General features: G+C 75.9%; 11 protein-coding genes. 3 read left to right on the top strand and 8 right to left on the bottom strand.

Annotated elements, in window-relative coordinates:
* Positions 1 to 9 precede the first annotated feature (9 nt).
* The 3 genes from IF651_RS01800 to IF651_RS01790 form a co-directional block, all read right to left on the bottom strand.
* Positions 10 to 1,881 carry an ABC transporter ATP-binding protein gene (locus IF651_RS01800; RefSeq protein WP_191827353.1) on the bottom strand — a complete coding sequence of 624 codons (1,872 nt, stop codon included), beginning with the start codon at positions 1,879 to 1,881 and terminating at the stop codon, positions 10 to 12.
* The gene (locus tag IF651_RS01795; protein ID WP_241744029.1) at positions 1,878 to 3,632 is read right to left on the bottom strand and encodes an ABC transporter ATP-binding protein; all 1,755 of its coding nucleotides are present in this window, start codon (positions 3,630 to 3,632) and stop codon (positions 1,878 to 1,880) included. Before IF651_RS01795 ends, IF651_RS01800 begins: the two co-directional genes overlap by 4 nt.
* 334 nt (positions 3,633 to 3,966) lie before the next feature.
* On the bottom strand, positions 3,967 to 4,878 hold the full coding sequence (locus tag IF651_RS01790) for a UbiA family prenyltransferase (protein ID WP_191827351.1): 912 nt from the start codon (positions 4,876 to 4,878) through the stop codon (positions 3,967 to 3,969).
* Positions 4,879 to 4,983: 105 nt separating this feature from the next.
* Between IF651_RS01790 and IF651_RS01785 the strand changes: the two genes are divergently transcribed.
* The 3 genes from IF651_RS01785 to IF651_RS01775 are packed head-to-tail and all read left to right on the top strand — an operon-like array spanning position 4,984 to position 7,717.
* Entirely contained in the window at positions 4,984 to 6,099 is a 1,116-nt protein-coding gene (locus IF651_RS01785; protein ID WP_191827350.1) for a type III polyketide synthase, read from the top strand.
* Positions 6,096 to 6,668, top strand: a complete 573-nt coding sequence (locus IF651_RS01780) for an isoprenylcysteine carboxyl methyltransferase family protein (RefSeq protein ID WP_191827349.1) — start codon at positions 6,096 to 6,098, stop codon at positions 6,666 to 6,668. The genes IF651_RS01785 and IF651_RS01780 overlap by 4 nt, the downstream gene beginning before the upstream one ends.
* Complete coding sequence (locus IF651_RS01775; protein WP_191827348.1) at positions 6,665 to 7,717, top strand: FAD-dependent oxidoreductase; 1,053 nt, start codon at positions 6,665 to 6,667, stop codon at positions 7,715 to 7,717. Before IF651_RS01780 ends, IF651_RS01775 begins: the two co-directional genes overlap by 4 nt.
* Here the strand turns inward: IF651_RS01775 and IF651_RS01770 are convergent.
* Genes IF651_RS01770 through IF651_RS01750 form a run of 5 tightly spaced genes read right to left on the bottom strand, consistent with a single transcriptional unit; the run spans position 7,714 to position 16,097 of the window.
* Complete coding sequence (locus IF651_RS01770; protein WP_191827347.1) at positions 7,714 to 8,421, bottom strand: GNAT family N-acetyltransferase; 708 nt, start codon at positions 8,419 to 8,421, stop codon at positions 7,714 to 7,716. The genes IF651_RS01775 and IF651_RS01770 overlap by 4 nt on opposite strands.
* Complete coding sequence (locus IF651_RS01765; protein ID WP_338403699.1) at positions 8,418 to 10,661, bottom strand: penicillin acylase family protein; 2,244 nt, start codon at positions 10,659 to 10,661, stop codon at positions 8,418 to 8,420. The genes IF651_RS01770 and IF651_RS01765 overlap by 4 nt, the downstream gene beginning before the upstream one ends.
* Complete coding sequence (locus IF651_RS01760; RefSeq protein ID WP_191827346.1) at positions 10,658 to 13,144, bottom strand: GNAT family N-acetyltransferase; 2,487 nt, start codon at positions 13,142 to 13,144, stop codon at positions 10,658 to 10,660. Before IF651_RS01760 ends, IF651_RS01765 begins: the two co-directional genes overlap by 4 nt.
* Entirely contained in the window at positions 13,141 to 14,577 is a 1,437-nt protein-coding gene (locus IF651_RS01755) for a lysine N(6)-hydroxylase/L-ornithine N(5)-oxygenase family protein (protein WP_191827345.1), read from the bottom strand. Before IF651_RS01755 ends, IF651_RS01760 begins: the two co-directional genes overlap by 4 nt.
* Positions 14,574 to 16,097, bottom strand: a complete 1,524-nt coding sequence (locus IF651_RS01750) for a pyridoxal phosphate-dependent decarboxylase family protein (protein WP_191827344.1) — start codon at positions 16,095 to 16,097, stop codon at positions 14,574 to 14,576. Before IF651_RS01750 ends, IF651_RS01755 begins: the two co-directional genes overlap by 4 nt.
* Positions 16,098 to 16,176: the final 79 nt, after the last annotated feature.

Raw genomic sequence — 16,176 nt, 5'->3', positions numbered from 1 at the left:
TCGGTCCGCTCACGCCATCGAGGCCTGCCAGGCCGCGTGCAGCTCGGCGAACCGCCCGTCCTCGGTCGCGACGAGCTCGTCCGGTGTGCCGTCCTCGACGATGCGGCCGTCGGCCATGACGAGGACACGGTCCGCGATCGCGACGGTCGACAGGCGGTGGGCGATGATGATCGCGGTGCGGTCGGCGAGCAGGGTGCGCAGGCCCTCCTGCACGAGCCGCTCCCCCGGCAGGTCGAGCGAGCTGGTCGCCTCGTCGAGCACGAGCACCGCGGGGTCCGCGAGGAAGGCCCGCGCGAACGACAGCAGCTGCCGTTGGCCGGCCGAGACGCGCCCGCCGCGCTTGTTGACGTCGGTGTCGTACCCGTCGGGCATGCGCAGGACGAACTCGTGGGCACCTACCGCCCGGGCTGCGGCCTCGATCTCCGCCTGGGTGGCGCCCGGGCGGCCGAGCGCGATGTTCTCCCGCACGGTGCCGCTGAACAGGTAGGCCTCCTGGGTGACCATGACGACGGCGCGGCGCAGGTCGCGCGACGCCAGGTCGCGCACGTCGGTCCCGTCGAGCCGGACCGCCCCCGCGCTCACGTCGTAGAACCGGGCGACGAGCTTGGCCACGGTGGACTTGCCCGCCCCGGTGGTGCCGACCATCGCGACCGTCTGCCCGGCGGGGATCTGCAGGTCGAGGTCGGGCAGGACGGTGCGGCCCGTGCCGTAGCCGAACCGCACGTGGTCCAGGTGCAGCGCACCGCGCGCGTCCGGGAGCGGGGCCGGGTCGTGCGGCTCGGCGACCGTCGGCTCCTCCTCGAGGAGACCCGAGATCTTCTCCAGGGCCGCGGACGCGGACTGGAAGGAGTTGTAGAACATCCCGAGCTGCTGGATGGGGCCGAAGAACCTCTTGGTGTAGAGCAGGACGGCGGCGAGCACGCCCACGTCCATCGCGCCGTCGAGGACACGCCACCCGCCCACGGCGAGCGCGACGACGACGGTCACGTTGCCGATGACGACGAGACCGGGGTCGTAGCGGCCGTTGAGGCCGAACGTGCGGGCGTTGGCGGCGCGGTAGTCCTCCGTGAGTCCGGCGTAGGTGTGCGCGTCGGCGGACTCGCGACGGAACGCCTGGACCGCGCGCACGCCGGTCATGGTCTCGACGAAGTGGACGATCAGTCGCGCGGAGGCCACGCGCGAGGCGCGGTAGAACACCTGGGACCGCTTCTGGAACCAGCGTGTGAGCAGCGCCGCGGGCACCACGGCGACGGCGAGCACGAGCCCGCTGGTGGGGTCGAGCAGGAACAGGCCCACGGCCGTGAAGGTCATGAACAGGACGCTGGACACGACGCCGGTGAGGCCCCCGTCGAGCAGCTCGCGCAGCGCGTCGAGGTCGGACGTCTGGCGGGAGATGATCCGGCCCGACGTGTAGGACTCGTGGAACTCGAGCGACAACCGCTGGGTCTGGCGGAAGACGCGACGGCGCAGGTCCAGCAGGACGGCCTGGGCGATGCGGGCGGCCGCGCGCACGTACGCACCGATCGCGATCCCGGCGGCGAGCGCGGCCAGGACGTAGAGCACGCCGACCACCACGAGCGGCGCGGCGTCGCCGTCGCGCAGCGCGGGCAGCGCCCGGTCGATCCCGGCCGCGATGAGCGCAGGTCCGGCGACCTGGCCCGCGGTCGAGACGACCACGAGGACGGCCGCCCCCGCGAGCGCCTTGCGGCGCGCGCCCAGCAGGTCGCCCAGGAGCGCACGCGACCGTGCGCGCACGACGCGGTTGCGGTCCCGACCGAGCTGGGAGTCCTCCTCGCCCGCGACGCCCCGCTGGGACGTGTGTGCCGTGGGCGCCGTGGGTACGGTCGCGTCGGTGGCCGCGGTGCGGTCTCGGGTGCTCATGCGTGCTCCGTCCGGCCCGGGGCGGGCGCCGGTTCGTCGTCGTGCTCCCCGAGGCCGTGCGCCGCGGCGTCCGCCTCGAGGTTGGAGATGACGTGCCGGTAGTGCGGGTCGTGCGTCAGCAGGTCGTGGTGCGTGCCCACGGCTGTGATGCGCCCGTCCTGCAGGACCGCGACCCGGTCCGCGAGGGCGACCGTCGAGGGCCGGTGCGCCACGACGAGCGACGTCGTCCCGGCCAGCACCTGCCGCAGGCGCTTCTCGACGGCCTCCTCCGTCGCGACGTCGAGTGCCGAGAGGGGGTCGTCGAGGACCAGGACGCGGGGCCGGGCGGCGATGGCCCGGGCCAGCGCGAGGCGCTGCCGCTGCCCCCCGGACAGGCTCAGCCCCTCCTCGCCGATCGTGGTGTCGACGCCGTGCGGCAGGTCGTGGACGAACGCCGCCTGCGCGACGTCGAGCGCCTCCGCGAGGAGCGCCTCGCGCGCGGGCGGGTCGAGGCCCTCGGGGGCGCCGAGCAGGACGTTGTCGCGCACCGACGCGGAGAACAGCGTGGAGTCCTCGAACGCGACGGCGACGTGGGTGCGCAGCTCGTGGCGGGCCAGGTCGCGCACGTCGACGTCGTCGAGCAGGACGGACCCGTCGGTGACGTCGTACAGGCGCGGGACGAGCATCGCGAGCGTGCTCTTCCCGGATCCGGTGAGGCCGACGAGCGCCGTCGTGGTACCGGCCGGGAGGGTGAGGTCGACGTGGTCGAGGACCGCGTCGGGGGCGTCGTCGTACCGGAAGGTCACGTCCCGCAGCTCGACGTCGCCGCGCGGGGAGTCGAGGTGGGTGGGTGCCGCGGGGTCGGTGAGCGTGTTCGGGGTGTCGAGCACCTCGAAGTACCGGTCGACGGCGGTGCGGGCGTTGAGCGTCATGGACAGCGTCATGCCGAGGTCCACGACGGGCGTGTTCACGACGGCGGCCGTCGCGAAGAACGCGACGAGCGCACCCACGCTGATCTGCCCGTTCGCGGCCTGGACCACGCCCACCACGAGCGCGACGCCGAGCGTGAGCTCGGGGATCGCCGTCAGGGCCGAGGTCACGGTCGACTGGGTCGAGGCCTTCGCCATCTCCGTGCGCCGCAGGCGGTCCGCCTGGTCGGTGAACGCGTCGAGCGCGTCGCGGCCGCGGCCGAACGCCTTGAGCACCCGGATGCCGTGCACGGACTCCTCGACCGTCGTGGCGAGGTCGCCGGACTGGTCCTGCGACAGCCGCGAGATCGCCCGGAACCGGCGCGAGAAGCGGAACGCGATGACGGTCACGGGGATCGCGCCGGCCAGGTAGACGAGCCCGAGCACGCCGCCCGTGACGATGAGGATCGAGACCCCGACCAGGATCGTGGTGGTCGAGACCACGAGCGTCGGCAGCCCGAAGACGAGCCAGCGTCGCAGCAGCCCCAGGTCGCTCATCGACCGCGACAGCAGCTGGCCACCGGCCCACCGGTCGTGGAACGCGACCGGCAGCTCCAGCAGGTGGCGGTACAGCGCGTCGCGCATGCGCGCCTCGACGTGCGTGCCGGGCAGCATCACGAACCCGCGTCGAACCGCGATGAACATCGCCTCGAGCAGACCCAGCCCCGCCACGAGGGCGACCGCACCCGCGAGCGCACCCGTGTCGTGCTCGGCGGCGCCGGCGGCGAGCGGACCGTTGACGACGCGTTCCAGGACGCGCGGGATCGCGAGCGCCGCCAGGCTCGCGCACAGCGCCGCCACCATGCCCGCGACGAGGCGCGGGAGCGCCGGACGCGCGAACGGGTACAGGCGAGCGAGCGCCGACACGGTCGACGGGGCGTGCCGCGAGGTGGTGCCGCCGCCCGACGTGGCGGGCGTGGTCGGGGCCGCGGGTGCGGTGGACGACGAAGGCGGGGGCGCGGACGAGGATGCGGGCACGGGGTGGCGACGACCTCTCGGACGGGACGGGGATGTCGCCATCCTGCCACCGCCCGCCCACACCCTCGGCGCGCCGTCGGGCAGCGCACCGGGACCGCCGGGACCCGCGGCGGGGCCCCGCGCCGGGGCCTGCGGCGCGACCCCCGGGCCCCGGCCCGGCTCAGGGTGCGACCGCGACCTCCGGCGCCGCGAGGACGAGCAGCACGACGCACAGCGCGGCGACCAGCATGGACAGCACGAACGGCGCGCGGGAAGCCGGCCGCAGGACGCCGAGGGCTCCCGCGGCAGCGGCGGCCACGAGGGCGAGCGCGCCGACGGTCCACGCCGCGACACCGGGCGAGCCGGTCGGTGCGAGCACGACGACCGCGACCGCCGCACCCAGCACGAGGGGCGCGAGCACGCTCGACCGGCGCCGGCCGAGGCGGTGCGGCAGACCACGGACCCCGGTCGCGACGTCGTCGTCCAGGTCGGGCAGGGTGTTCGCCACGTGTGCGCCGCACCCCAGCAGCCCGGCCGCGAGCGCCACCCAGCCGGCGGGCACCCGGTCCCCGGGAGCGGCGAGCACGACGAACACCGCCAGCAGCGCGAAGGAGACCGCGTACGGCACCCAGGACCACACGGTCGCCTTGATCCCCGCGTTGTAGGCCCACGCGCCCGCGACGGCGACGAGGTGCACCAGGCCCGGCACGACGCCGGTCGCGAGCGAGGCCACGACGCACAGGCCCAGCGCGGTCAGCGCCGCCGCGCGCAGCGTCCCGGCGCGGACCACGCCCTGCACGACCGGCTTGTCCGACCGGCCCACGGCGAGGTCGCGTGCGGAGTCGAGCCAGTCGTTGGACCAGCCCACCGACAGCTGTCCCGCGAGGACGGCCGCGACGACGAGCGCGGTCGTGGGAGCACCGGCCCCGATCGCGGCGGACAGCGCCCCGGCGAACACCGTCACGAACGCCGTGGGCGCGGCGTGGCTCGCGACGGCCAGCCCGCCCAGCCCCCGCAGCGCGTGCGGTCCGGCGCCGGGGCGGCCCGGTGCCCCACGGCCGTGACCAGCGGCAGGATCCGGCGGCGTCGGCATGCGCGAACGCTAGCAGCGCGGCCCGGCGCCGGCCTGGTCCCCGGCCCGGCGCCCGCGCGGCCGCTCCCCCGCGCGGGCGGCGCGCGGCGGTGGGACGATGCGGACATGTCGCGCCTCGTCGCGGTCGGGACCGCGCTGCCCGACCATGCCCACAGCCAGTCGGAGATCTGCGACGTCATCGCACCGCTCCTCACGCAGGACCCGGTGCGCGTCGCGCTGACGCGGCGGCTGCACACCAACGCGGGCGTCGCGCGCCGCCACCTGGCCCTGCCGCTCGACCGGTACGCCGGGCTGACGACGTTCGGCGCGTCCAACGACGCGTTCCTGCGCGTGGGCGCCGACCTCGCCGAGGAGGCCGCGCGGCGGGCGCTCGACGACGCGGGCCTCGAACCGAGCGACGTCGACCACGTGCTCGTCACGTCCGTCACGGGTATCGGCGCGCCGTCCTTGGACGTGCTGCTCGCGCAGCGCCTCGGCATGCGCACCGACGTGCGGCGCACGCCGTCGTTCGGGTGGGGGTGCGCGGGGGGCGCCGTCGGGCTCGCGCGCGTGGACGACCTGCTGCGGGGGCGCCCCCGTGACGTCGCGCTCCTCGTGGCCGTCGAGCTGTGCTCGCTGACGCTGCAGCACGGCGACGACTCGACGGCGAACCTCGCGGCGTCCGGCCTGTTCGGGGACGGGGCAGGAGCGGTCGTCGTCGTCGGGGACGAGCACGCGCTCGCCCGCCCGGCGCCCCGTGCGCCGGCCCGACGCACGGCGCGCGTGGTGGACTCGCGCTCGACGCTGCACCCCGGCACCGCGGACGACCTCGGCTGGCGGGTGGGCGACGCGGGGTTCCAGGTCGTGCTCTCGCCACGCCTTCCGGAGCTGGTCGGCGCGCACCTCCTGGGCGACGTCAAGACCCTGCTCGTCGAGCACGACCTGACTCCCGACGACGTCGCGACATGGGTCGTGCACGCCGGTGGTCCGCGGATCATCGACTCCGTGCGCGACGCGCTCGGCCTGGCGGAGCAGGACGTGCACGCGAGCCGGACGTCCCTGCGCGAGACCGGGAACCTGTCCTCGGCGTCGGTCCTGCACGTCCTCGCCGCGACGCTCGCGACGTCGACCGCACCGCCGGGGTCGGCCGCGGTGCTCATGGCATTCGGCCCGGGCGTCAGCACCGAGCTCGTGCTCCTGCGCCTCGACGGGGTCCCGACCGCCCTGCGGGCCGTCGCATGAGCCTCGCCTGGTACGTCGCGCTCGTCGGCGCGACCGCCCTCGAGCGCGTCGTCGAGCTCGTCGTGTCGGCGCGCAACGCACGCTGGTCGTTCGCGCGCGGCGGCGTCGAGTCCGGGCGCGGGCACTTCCCCGCCATGGTGGCCCTGCACACGGGCCTGCTCGTCGCGTGCGTCGGCGAGGCGTGGCTCGCCGACCGGCCGTTCCTGCCCTGGCTCGGCTGGCCCATGCTCGCGCTCGTCCTGGCGAGCCAGGGCCTGCGCTGGTGGTGCATCGCGACACTGGGCCCGCGGTGGAACACGCGCGTCGTCGTCGTGCCCGGCCTCGACCTCGTCGCCCGCGGCCCCTACCGCCGGCTGCGCCACCCGAACTACGTCGCCGTCGTCGTCGAGGGGTTCGCGCTGCCGCTCGTGCACACGTCCTGGGTCACCGCGCTCGTGTTCACCGTGCTCAACGCGGTCCTGCTCGCCCGGTTCCGCATCCCCGCCGAGGAACGCGCCCTCCTGGCGGCACGCGGCACCGGCGGCGCGTCCACCGAGGCAGCCTCCGCCCCCCGCACCGGACCGCGGTGAGCCCGGCCGCCGGGGAGCAGGTCGACGTCCTCGTCGTGGGCGGCGGGCCGGTGGGCCTGGCCGCGGCGCTGCACGCGCGCCGCGCCGGGCACGACGTGCTCGTCCTCGACCGGCGCGCGGGGGCCGTCGACGGCGACCTGGACAAGGCGTGCGGCGAAGGGCTGCTGCCCGGCGCGCTGACCGCGGTGCAGGCCCTCGGCGTCGACCCCCCCGGCCACCCGCTGACCGGCATCAGCTACCGCGACGCCACGCGCCACGCCGACCACGCCTTCGCCGCCGGGACGGGACGCGGCGTGCGACGGACCGCGCTGCACGCCGCACTGCGCTCGCGAGCCCTGGACGAGGGCGTGCTCGTGCGGCGCGCCGGGGTGCGGGACCTGCGCCAGGACCCCGGCGGCGTCGACGTCCGCCTCGAGGACGTCACCGTGCGGGCACGCCACGTCCTCGCGTGCGACGGCCTGCACTCGACCGTGCGGCACCACCTCGGCGTGGACCTGCCGCCGGGCCGCGCACCGGCCCGGTACGGGATGCGGCGCCACTACCGCGTCGCGCCGTGGTCCGACCTCGTCGAGGTGCACTGGGGTGCGCACACCGAGGCGTACGTCACGCCCGTGGCGGACGACCTGGTCGGCGTCGCCGTCCTCGGTCCCCGCGGCACCGGACCGGACCTCGACGCGTTCGGCGAGCTCGCGGACCGCCTCGCCGGCGTCCCCTCCGTCGGCCAGACCCTCGGGGCGGGTGCGCTGCGCCAGCGGACCCGGCGCCGCGCCGTCGGGCACGTGCTCCTCGTCGGTGACGCGTCGGGGTACGTCGACGCCCTCACGGGCGAGGGCGTGCGCGTCGGCCTCGCCCAGGCCGAGGCCGCCGTCCGCCACCTCGAGGACCCCGCCGCCTACGAGCGCGCGTGGAAGCGCGTCACGCGCGACTACCGCCTGCTCACGTCCGGCCTCGTCACCTGGGCGCAGAGCCCGCTGCGCCGCGCGATCGTGCCCCTCGCCGCCGCGGCCCCGCCGCTGTATGCCCACATCGTCGAGCGCCTGGCCCGCTAGTCCCGGTCGAGCGCCGCCCACGAGCGCTCGTGCAGCGCGAGGGCACCGGAGCGGTCCAGGAACGCCAGCCGCGCGTCCTTGTCCCCCACCCGGGCGCACGGCCCGAGGGTGAACCCCGACGCCAGCAGCCGGCGCAGCGCCGCGTCGTTCGCCGCGTCGGGCTCGACCACGACCCGCCGCGCCGCGGTGCCGCACACCACCAGCTCCACCAGCGCGACGCCCAGCACCGTCCAGACCGGCGCGCGCCGCGGACCGCGGGCACCGAGGAAGAAGTGCACGCCCACGTCACCGTCCTGGACCGCGTAGGCCGCGCCGACGGGATCGTGGGCGGGGTCGTAGGTCTGCAGGAGCGCCACCGGCCGGGAGTCCCAGCGCACCAGGAACGCGTGGTGCGTGGGCAGGGACGCCACGTACGCGTAGAGCTCCCGCAGCTCGTCGCGGCTCAGCCCGGCGAGCCCCCAGAAGCTCGCGCGCGGCTCGTTCACCCAGGCGTGCACGACGTCGAGGTCCCCGGCGGGGTCGAGCGCGTGCACCTCGACACGCCCGACCGGCAGGTCGAGCCGGAGCACGAGCCGGCCTGGCTCCCCGGTGCGCAGCAGGACCGCGGGGCCCGGCGCCGCCGGCGCGGTGACCTCCTCCGGGGCGGGCGGGACGACGTCCGCGGGCGTCGGGGTCCTCGTGACGTCCTGGGACGCGGCACTCATCGGATCTCCTCACGGGTCAGCGCGGACCAGTCGATGACGACCGGCACGGTGCGGGCGTGCGCCCAGTCGGCGTGCTGGTCGGCGAAGTGGGGCGAGCGCGGGTCCCCGCTCGCACCGAACGGCACCCCCCAGCGGCTCGCGTCGCGGTCGGCGAGGTCCCAGACCCAGCGTGCGACGGAGCCGCGCACGCACGTGTCGCTCACCCCGGGCGTGCTCGCCGTGCAGCGCACGGTGTCGGTGTCCCCGGACAGCGGCACCGACGACACCCGCGGCACCGAGCCCGGGTCGAGGCCGGGCACGTCGAGCAGGACGTGCAGCCCGAGCACCTGGTGCCCCGCACCCCAGCGGGTCCCGACGTCGGTCCCCGGTCCGGGCACGCGCCCGTCGAACGTCGCGTCGTCGTCCGCCACCGCAGCCGCAGCCACGACGTCGGCGAGCGCCGCCCACGCCTCGGCCCGGCCGTCGATGTCGAGCACGGTCGAGCCGAGCAGCGCGGGCAGCGCGTCGCCCACGCGGGCGACGACCGAGAGCCAGGGCGCGAGGACGGGGTCGAGGCCGTGCGGCGCGTGCAGCGGCGCGAGGGCCGGGTGCGCCGCCACGCGGCGCACCAGCGCGGACCGCCAGGCCGCGTAGAGACCGGCGTCGAGGCTGTCGGCGTCCATGTGCCGGTCCCACGCGCGCAGGCGGCCGGCGGCCCGGGCGAGCGCGTCGTCCGGCACCGCCGTCGCTGTCTCCGGGTGCTCGTCCAGCCACGCCAGGAGCGCGGGGGCGCTGCCGAGGTGCGAGTCGCCGTGCACGCGCCGCTGGTCCCCGGGCCCGAGGGGACCGGCGTCGTCGAGCAGCGCGCGGACGCGCTGCGCGCGGTGCGGCGGGGCGTAGGTGTGGCCGAACGCGATCTCTGCGCGCGCGGGCCGTTCGTTCGCGTCGACGGCCACGGTCTCCACGACGACCGGTGCGGGCAGCGTGGTCCACGGTCGCGGCCGCGCCGCCTCGCTCCAGGCGGGCACCGCCAGCCTCCGCTCCGCGGGGTCGCGGTCCGGGACACGGCCCGCGGTGAGGCTGAGCACGGTGTCCCGGTCGGCGGCGAGCACGCGGTTCACCGGCTCGACCCACCCGGCGAACGCTGCCGCGACGTCGTGCGCCGAGCGGGACCGCAGCAGCTGCCGCCACGACGCGACGCCCAGGTCGGCGTCGACCCGCGCCGCGAGGCGCAGCGCGTAGGTACGGTCCGCGTCCGCGGGGTCGGGGCCGCCCGTGACGACGACGCCGCGCGCCGTCTCCCACGTCTCGACCCGGTGCGCGACGCCGCCGCCCGCTGCGCGGACACGGACGGTGGCCGTCGCGGTGCGGACCCGCTCGGGCCCGTCGGGCCCGAGCGCCTCGACGTCGCCGCCGGGGGTGCGGGTCAGCCGCTCGGCCAGGACGTCGACCTGGTGGGCCAAGGCGTTGGTGATCCCCCACGCGGCGGGGCCGGTGTGACCGAAGTGCGGGACGCCGGGCACGCCGGGAAAGGCGAGCCCGACGACGTCGTACGCGTCGCACGCCAGGCGCACCTGCTGGTAGACGCCCGGGAGCTCGAGGAGGCGGTGCGGGTCTCCCGCGAGCAGCGGCGCACCGCTCGTGGTGCGGCCGCCCGCGAGCGCCCAGGCGTTGGAGCCCGCGGTGGGGCCGCCGTCGACGGCGAGCAGGTCGAGGACGTGGTCCACGCTGACGTCCGGGTGCTCCGTGGCGACGGCGGCGCCGAGGGTGCGTGCGGCGTGCTCGCGCCACAGGACGTGCCCGAAGCCCGAGAACAGCACGTGCGCGACGAGGAAGACGCCGAGCGGCGCCCACGACGGCCAGGGCTCGTGCGGGGGCAGGTGGCCGCCGCCGGGCCACGAGGGGTCGGCGAGCACGTGCATCTCGGGCACGTCACGCCCGCGCTCGAGCCCCTCGTTCACGCCGGCCGTGTAGGCGTCGACCCAGGCACGGTCGTCTGCGGCCAGGGCCGCGTACGCGCGGCGGGCCGTGTCGGCGAGGCGCACGCGGTGGGCGAGCCGGTCCCAGGGCAGGCCCGCCTCCCCGAGCCGTTCGGCGAGCCGGCCCTCGGCGCGCCACCGGTCGACCTCGATCTGCCAGCCGCGGTCGAGCGCGGTGACGTACCCCTGTCCGCGGGCGAGCTCGAGCTCGTGGTCCGCGCGCACGTGCGGCACGCCCCACGCGTCGCGGTGGATCTCGAACGTCCCCGGTCGACCGCTCACGGCCGGTGCCCCCGCGCGACCGGGTTGGCGAGCGTGCCCGCGTACAGCAGGGACGCGGACTGGTCGGCGAGGTCCACCATCTGCAGCGTGTTGCGCAGCTGGAGCCGGTTCAGGCACGAGTGCGCGAAGCGCTGGGCTCGTAGGTCGACCCCCGTGGCGAGGTCCGGGTGGTCGGCGCGGTGGTCGTCGAGGCAGTCCGCGACCAGGGCCCAGAACCGGTCCTCGGCGAGCACGCCGTCCCCGGCGAGGATCGCGGCGAGGTGGCGCAGCACGCCGTCGAACACGTCGGTGAAGATCGCCAGCGCCTTCTCGGTGTCGTCGACGACGGCACGCACGCGCTCGATCTCGGGCGGCAGCCCTCGCTCGCCGAGGACCACGACCTCCTCGCCGACGTCCTTCATGATCGTGCGCACCACGACATGGTCGCGCAGGACGAGGATCAGGTTCTCGCCGTGCGGCATGAACGCGAGGTCGTGCGCGAGCAGCGCGTGCGCGAGCGGACGCAGGTACGCGCGCAGGTAGGACCGGACCCAGTCCGCGGGGTCGAGGCCCGACGCGCGCACCAGCGCGGTGGCGAACGCGGCGCCGTGGGCATCACGGTGCAGGAGCGAGGCCATCGTCGCGAGCCGCTCGCCCGGTGCGGTGCGCGGCACGGGGCTCTCGCGCCACAGGGCGGCGAGCATCTTGCGGTGCGGCGACGGCGTGGCGGTGCGGTGGTAGACGTCCCCGGTGTACCCGACCGACGCGAGCTCGCGCAGGATCGAGAACCCGGTGGCGCCGAGCTCGGGGTCGGACGCCACCAGGTCCGCGACCCAGTCGTTGATCGCGGGCGTCGCACGCATGTAGGCGGGCGACAGTCCGCGCAGGAACCCCATGTTCTGGACCGCGAGCGCGACCTTGACGTAGTGGCGCTCGGGGCGTGTGAGGTTGAACAGGGTGCGGATCGACTGCTGCGGCTGGTACTCGTCGGCGCCGAGCCCGACGGGCACGAGGTCATCGCGCGCGACGTCGGGCGCGAACGTGATCGACACGCGGTGCTCCCACTGCCACGGGTGCACCGGCAGGTACAGGTAGTCGGCCGGGTCGAGGCCTCGGTCGGCGAGCCGGTCGGCGAATGCGGCGCGCTCGTCGGCGGTGAGCTCGCGGCCGTGGTGCGTCGCCTCGTCGAGTCCGGCACCCAGCGCCAGGTGGGTGTGCGCGCGGCGCGCGGCGAGCCAGACCAGACGCACCCGCCCGCCGTTCTCCGGTGCGTACGCGCGGTACTCGGCGAGCCCGAACCCGATGCGGCCGTTGTTCGCGACGAAGCCCGGGTGCCCCTCGGTCATCGCCGCCTCGACCTGCTGGAACGACGCGTCGAGCAGGTCGGTCGCGCTCGGCCCGCCGGCCCGCTCGTCCCGCTCGAGCTTGGCGGTCGCGCTCGCGAGCGTCGAGGAGACCTCCTCGAGGTAGGTCGCGAGCAGCTCGTCGGGGACGCGCAGGTCGGGCTGGAGCTCGACGACGAGATCGAGGGCGTCGACGCGCACCTCGCGGTCCGCTGCGGCCGCCGCAGGGCCCGCACCCGGGGTGCGGGACCCGCCGAGCACGACCCGGCGGATCGAGGCCTCGTCGAGCACCCAGTGCTCGAGCGCGAAGCGTCGGGCCGTGAAGCGGTACTCGACCGCTCCGCCCGCGACGGGCAGGACGTACCGCCCGGGGCCGTCGGCCGTGGCCGGCCCGACGACGGTCCGCGGCGCGAGCAGCCGCTCGTGCGTGAGCTCGGCGATCGTCTTCGCGACCAGGTGACGGTGCGCACGGTCGGCGAGCGCCGGGCGCAGGTGCGGCGCCGGGTCGAGGCCGTCGCCGAGCGGGCTCGCGTCGAGGTCGGCGCGTGTCGCCACCGCGAGGTGGGCGCGCTTGCCCGCCAGCTCGACCTCGCGCAGGACGCGGAACCCCGCGGCGGCGTTCTTCGCGGCGATCGCGGTGTTGCGCACGTCCGGCTCGACGACGACGCGGCGCGCGCCGCGCCCGCCCGCGGCCCGGTCCGCCAGGCAGAACCGCACGACAGCGCTCATGACGGCGGACGTGAAGCCCCGCCGCGGGGCGCCGTCGTCGGTCGGGGGCCCGACGAGCAGGTGCATGCCCACGTCGCCCGCCTCGAGCAGCTCGACGGCGGCGGGGGCGTCCGCGAGCGTGACGCGCGCCGGGTCGTACGTCTCGACGAGGAACGCGGGTTCGTCGTCGACGCGCCCGAGCCAGGCGTGCTGGCGCGGGTCCGCGGCGACGTCCGCGAGGTAGGTGCGCACGGCGTCGACGTCCAGGTCGCCCATCTGCCAGAACGCCGAGCGGGGGTGCGCGAGCCAGCGCTGGACCAGGGCGGCGTCGCGCACCGCGTCCAGCGGCTCGACGGTGACGTCGGCGCGAGCGTCGCCCAGGCGCACGCGCACGGCGAACGGCACGGGCTCGACGGTCGGCACCACGCTCCGGGTCTCGGTGGTCGTGGTCATCGGGTCTCCTCCCCCGCCCGGGCCGACGCCGCCACGGGCGGCCCGACCGGGCGGGTGTGCTCGTCGTCGGGCAGGCCGAACTGCTGGAACGCGATGCGTTCCTCGACCGGGTAGACCTCGCGACCGGTGACGGTGCGCAGCACGACGGCGTTGCGCCACGCCGCGAACCCGAGGTCCGGGGCCGTGATCCCGTGCGTGTGCTCCTCGCCGTTGAGCACGTGCACGCGCCGCGCGGCGTCGACCGTGTAGTCACGGGCGACGTCGAGGCGGCCGAGCTCGTCGAAGCGCAGGAGGTGGCGCACCGGGTCGAGGAACGTCGGGACCGACGCCGCGTACCCCGTCGCGGCGACGATCGACCGCGTGCGACGCTCGACCTCGCGGCCCAGCTGGGCGTGCCGCAGCCGCAGGACGTAGTCGCCGGGGCCGTCGGGCGTCGACGCCGCCCCCGGCTCGTACCGCGCGGCGACGACCTCGGTGTCGGTCAGGAGCGTCGTGGGGACCGGGCGGTCCAGGCTCAGCCGGTACAGGGTGTCGTAGATCTCGTCGACGAGGTCGCCGCTGATGCCCTTGTAGAGACTGCGCTGCTCGCGCCCGAGGAGCTGGCGCAGCTCGAGCGGCAGGGCGTGGAAGTGGTCGGTGTACTCCGGCGACGTCATCTCGAGCGTCAGCTTCGTGTACTCCATGGGGAAGAACCGCGGCGAGCGCGTCACCCAGTCCAGCCGGTACCCGCCGCCGCCCTCGCGGCCGTGCACGCCGTCGAGCAGGTCGCGGTACACCTCCGCGGCCGACTGCCCGCTGCCCACGACGGTGACGGACCCGCTCGCCGCGAGCGACGCGCGCTGCGGCACGTACTGCGCGCTGTGCACGAGCGGGCCGGCGCCGGGGTGCTCGCCCGCCGCGACCTGCGCCGCGAGGTCGCGCAGCGCGGGCGGCAGGACCGGGCTCGTGCCGACACCGAGCACGACGTGCCGGCCCCGGTGCTCCTCGCTGCCGACGACGGCGCCGTCGGCGTCCAGCACCTCGGCCCGCACCACGAACGCGTCCGCGGCGTCGTCGTGCGTCACCGCCACGACGCGCCGCGACCAGCGCAGCGACGGCAGCGCGGCGGCGACCCACCGGCAGTACGCGTCGTACTCGGCGCGCAGCGGGTAGAACGACTCGCGGACGTAGAACGGGTACAGCCGTCCCGTCGCCTTGAGGAACGCGAGGAACGAGTACGGCGACGTCGGGTCGGCCATCGTCACGAGGTCGGCGAGGAACGGGACCTGGATCGTCGCGCCCTCGATCATCATGCCCGGGTGCCAGCGGAACTCCGGCGCCTGGTCGCAGAAGACCGCGTCGACGTCCGCGAGCGGCGCGGACAGCGCCGCGAGGCCGAGGTTGAACGGCCCGATGCCGACGCCGACGAGGTCGTGCACGGGGGCGGCGCTCATCGGCCCGCCCCCGTGTCGTCGCTGAGCATCTCGTCCTGCTCCACGAGCGCCTGCGCGGTGGTCCGCACGAGGTCCAGGACGCGCCGCACGTCGGCGAGCGTGACGGCAGGGTTGAGGAGCGTGAGCTTGAGGCACGGCACGCCGTCGATCACGGTCTTCGCGACCAGCGTCCGCCCGGACTCGAACAGGACACGGCGCACGAGGGGCACGAGCCGGTCCGCGTGCTCCGGGGCGAGCCCGGCGGGCTCGTACCGGAACAGCACGGTCGACAGGTCCGTCCGCCCGACGACGCGCAGCTCCGGGTCGTCGGCGAGGTCCGTGTGCACGGCCGCGGCGAGGTCGCACACATCGTCGACCATCGCCCCGATCCCGTCCGGGCCCAGCGCGCGCAGCGTCGCCCACAGCTTGAGCGCGTCGAACCGCCGCGTCGTCTGCAGGGACTTGTCGACCTGGTTCGGCTCGGCGTTCTCGCGGGGGTTCAGGTAGTCGGCGTGCCACGCGACGCGCGCGAGGTCGCGCGGGTCGCGCACGAGGAGCGCGCTCGCGGACACCGGTTGGAAGAACGCCTTGTGGTAGTCGACCGTCACGGAGCGGGAGCGCTCGATCCCGGCCAGCAGGTGGCGCCGCGTCCGGGACACGAGCAGGCCGCACCCGTAGGCGGCGTCCACGTGCAGCCACACGCCGGCGACGTCGCACGCGTCGGCGACGGCCGCGAGCGGGTCGACGCACCCGCGGTCCGTGGTCCCGGCGGTCGCCACGACCGCCATGACGACGTCGCCCGCGGCGTCCACGTCGGCGAGCGCGCCTGCGAGCGCCTCCGGGTCGAGGCGCCCGTCGCCATCGGTGCGCACCGCCATGACGGCGTCCTCCCCGAGACCGAGCAGGAACGCAGACCGCTCGACGCTGAAGTGGCTGGACGCGCTCGTCAGCACGCGCAGGCGCGGCAGGACGCTCCCCCGTCCCGGTGCGCCGCCCACGAGCTCGCGCTCGATCGCGTGCTCCCGGGCGAGGAACAACGCCTGGAGGTTGGACTGGGTACCGCCGGACGTGAAGACGCCGTCCCCGGCGGGGTACCCCACGCGCGCGGCGGTCCAGGCGACGAGGCGGCGCTCCATGAGGGTCGCCACGGTCGACTGGTCGTAGGTGTCCACGGACGTGTTGATCGCGGCGAGCATCGCCTCCGCGCCGACCGCGGGCAGCACGACCGGGCAGTTCAGGTGCGCGGCGTAGGCGGGGTCGTGGAACCACACCGCGTGGGTCGCGTACAGCTCCGCGGTCTCGCGCAGCGCGGCGGTGGTCCCGGCTCCGGGGGCGTCCAGGTCGACCGCGTCGACGAGCGCCCCGAGCTGTTCGCGGCTCGCTCCCGACCACGGCTGGGTCACGGCCGCGAGGCGCGCGGCGACGTCGTCGACGACGTCGTGCAGCGTGCTCGCGTAGGTCGCGGCGCCCGCGCTCGTGAGCAGGCTCGTCGTGTCCGCGCGCTGGTTCGCGGGCACGACGAAGGGACGTGCTGAGGGCATGACAGAGCTCCTCGGTGCAGGGTGAGGCCCGGGCACCCGCGGCATCCGGGTCGTGTTCTAAGGATTGGCTTGCCTAACC

This window comes from Cellulosimicrobium arenosum (assembly GCF_014837295.1).
Classification (GTDB): domain Bacteria; phylum Actinomycetota; class Actinomycetes; order Actinomycetales; family Cellulomonadaceae; genus Cellulosimicrobium; species Cellulosimicrobium arenosum.
The sequence above is the reverse complement of the archived record's forward strand: the minus strand, read 5'-3'. Positions and strand labels throughout refer to the sequence as shown.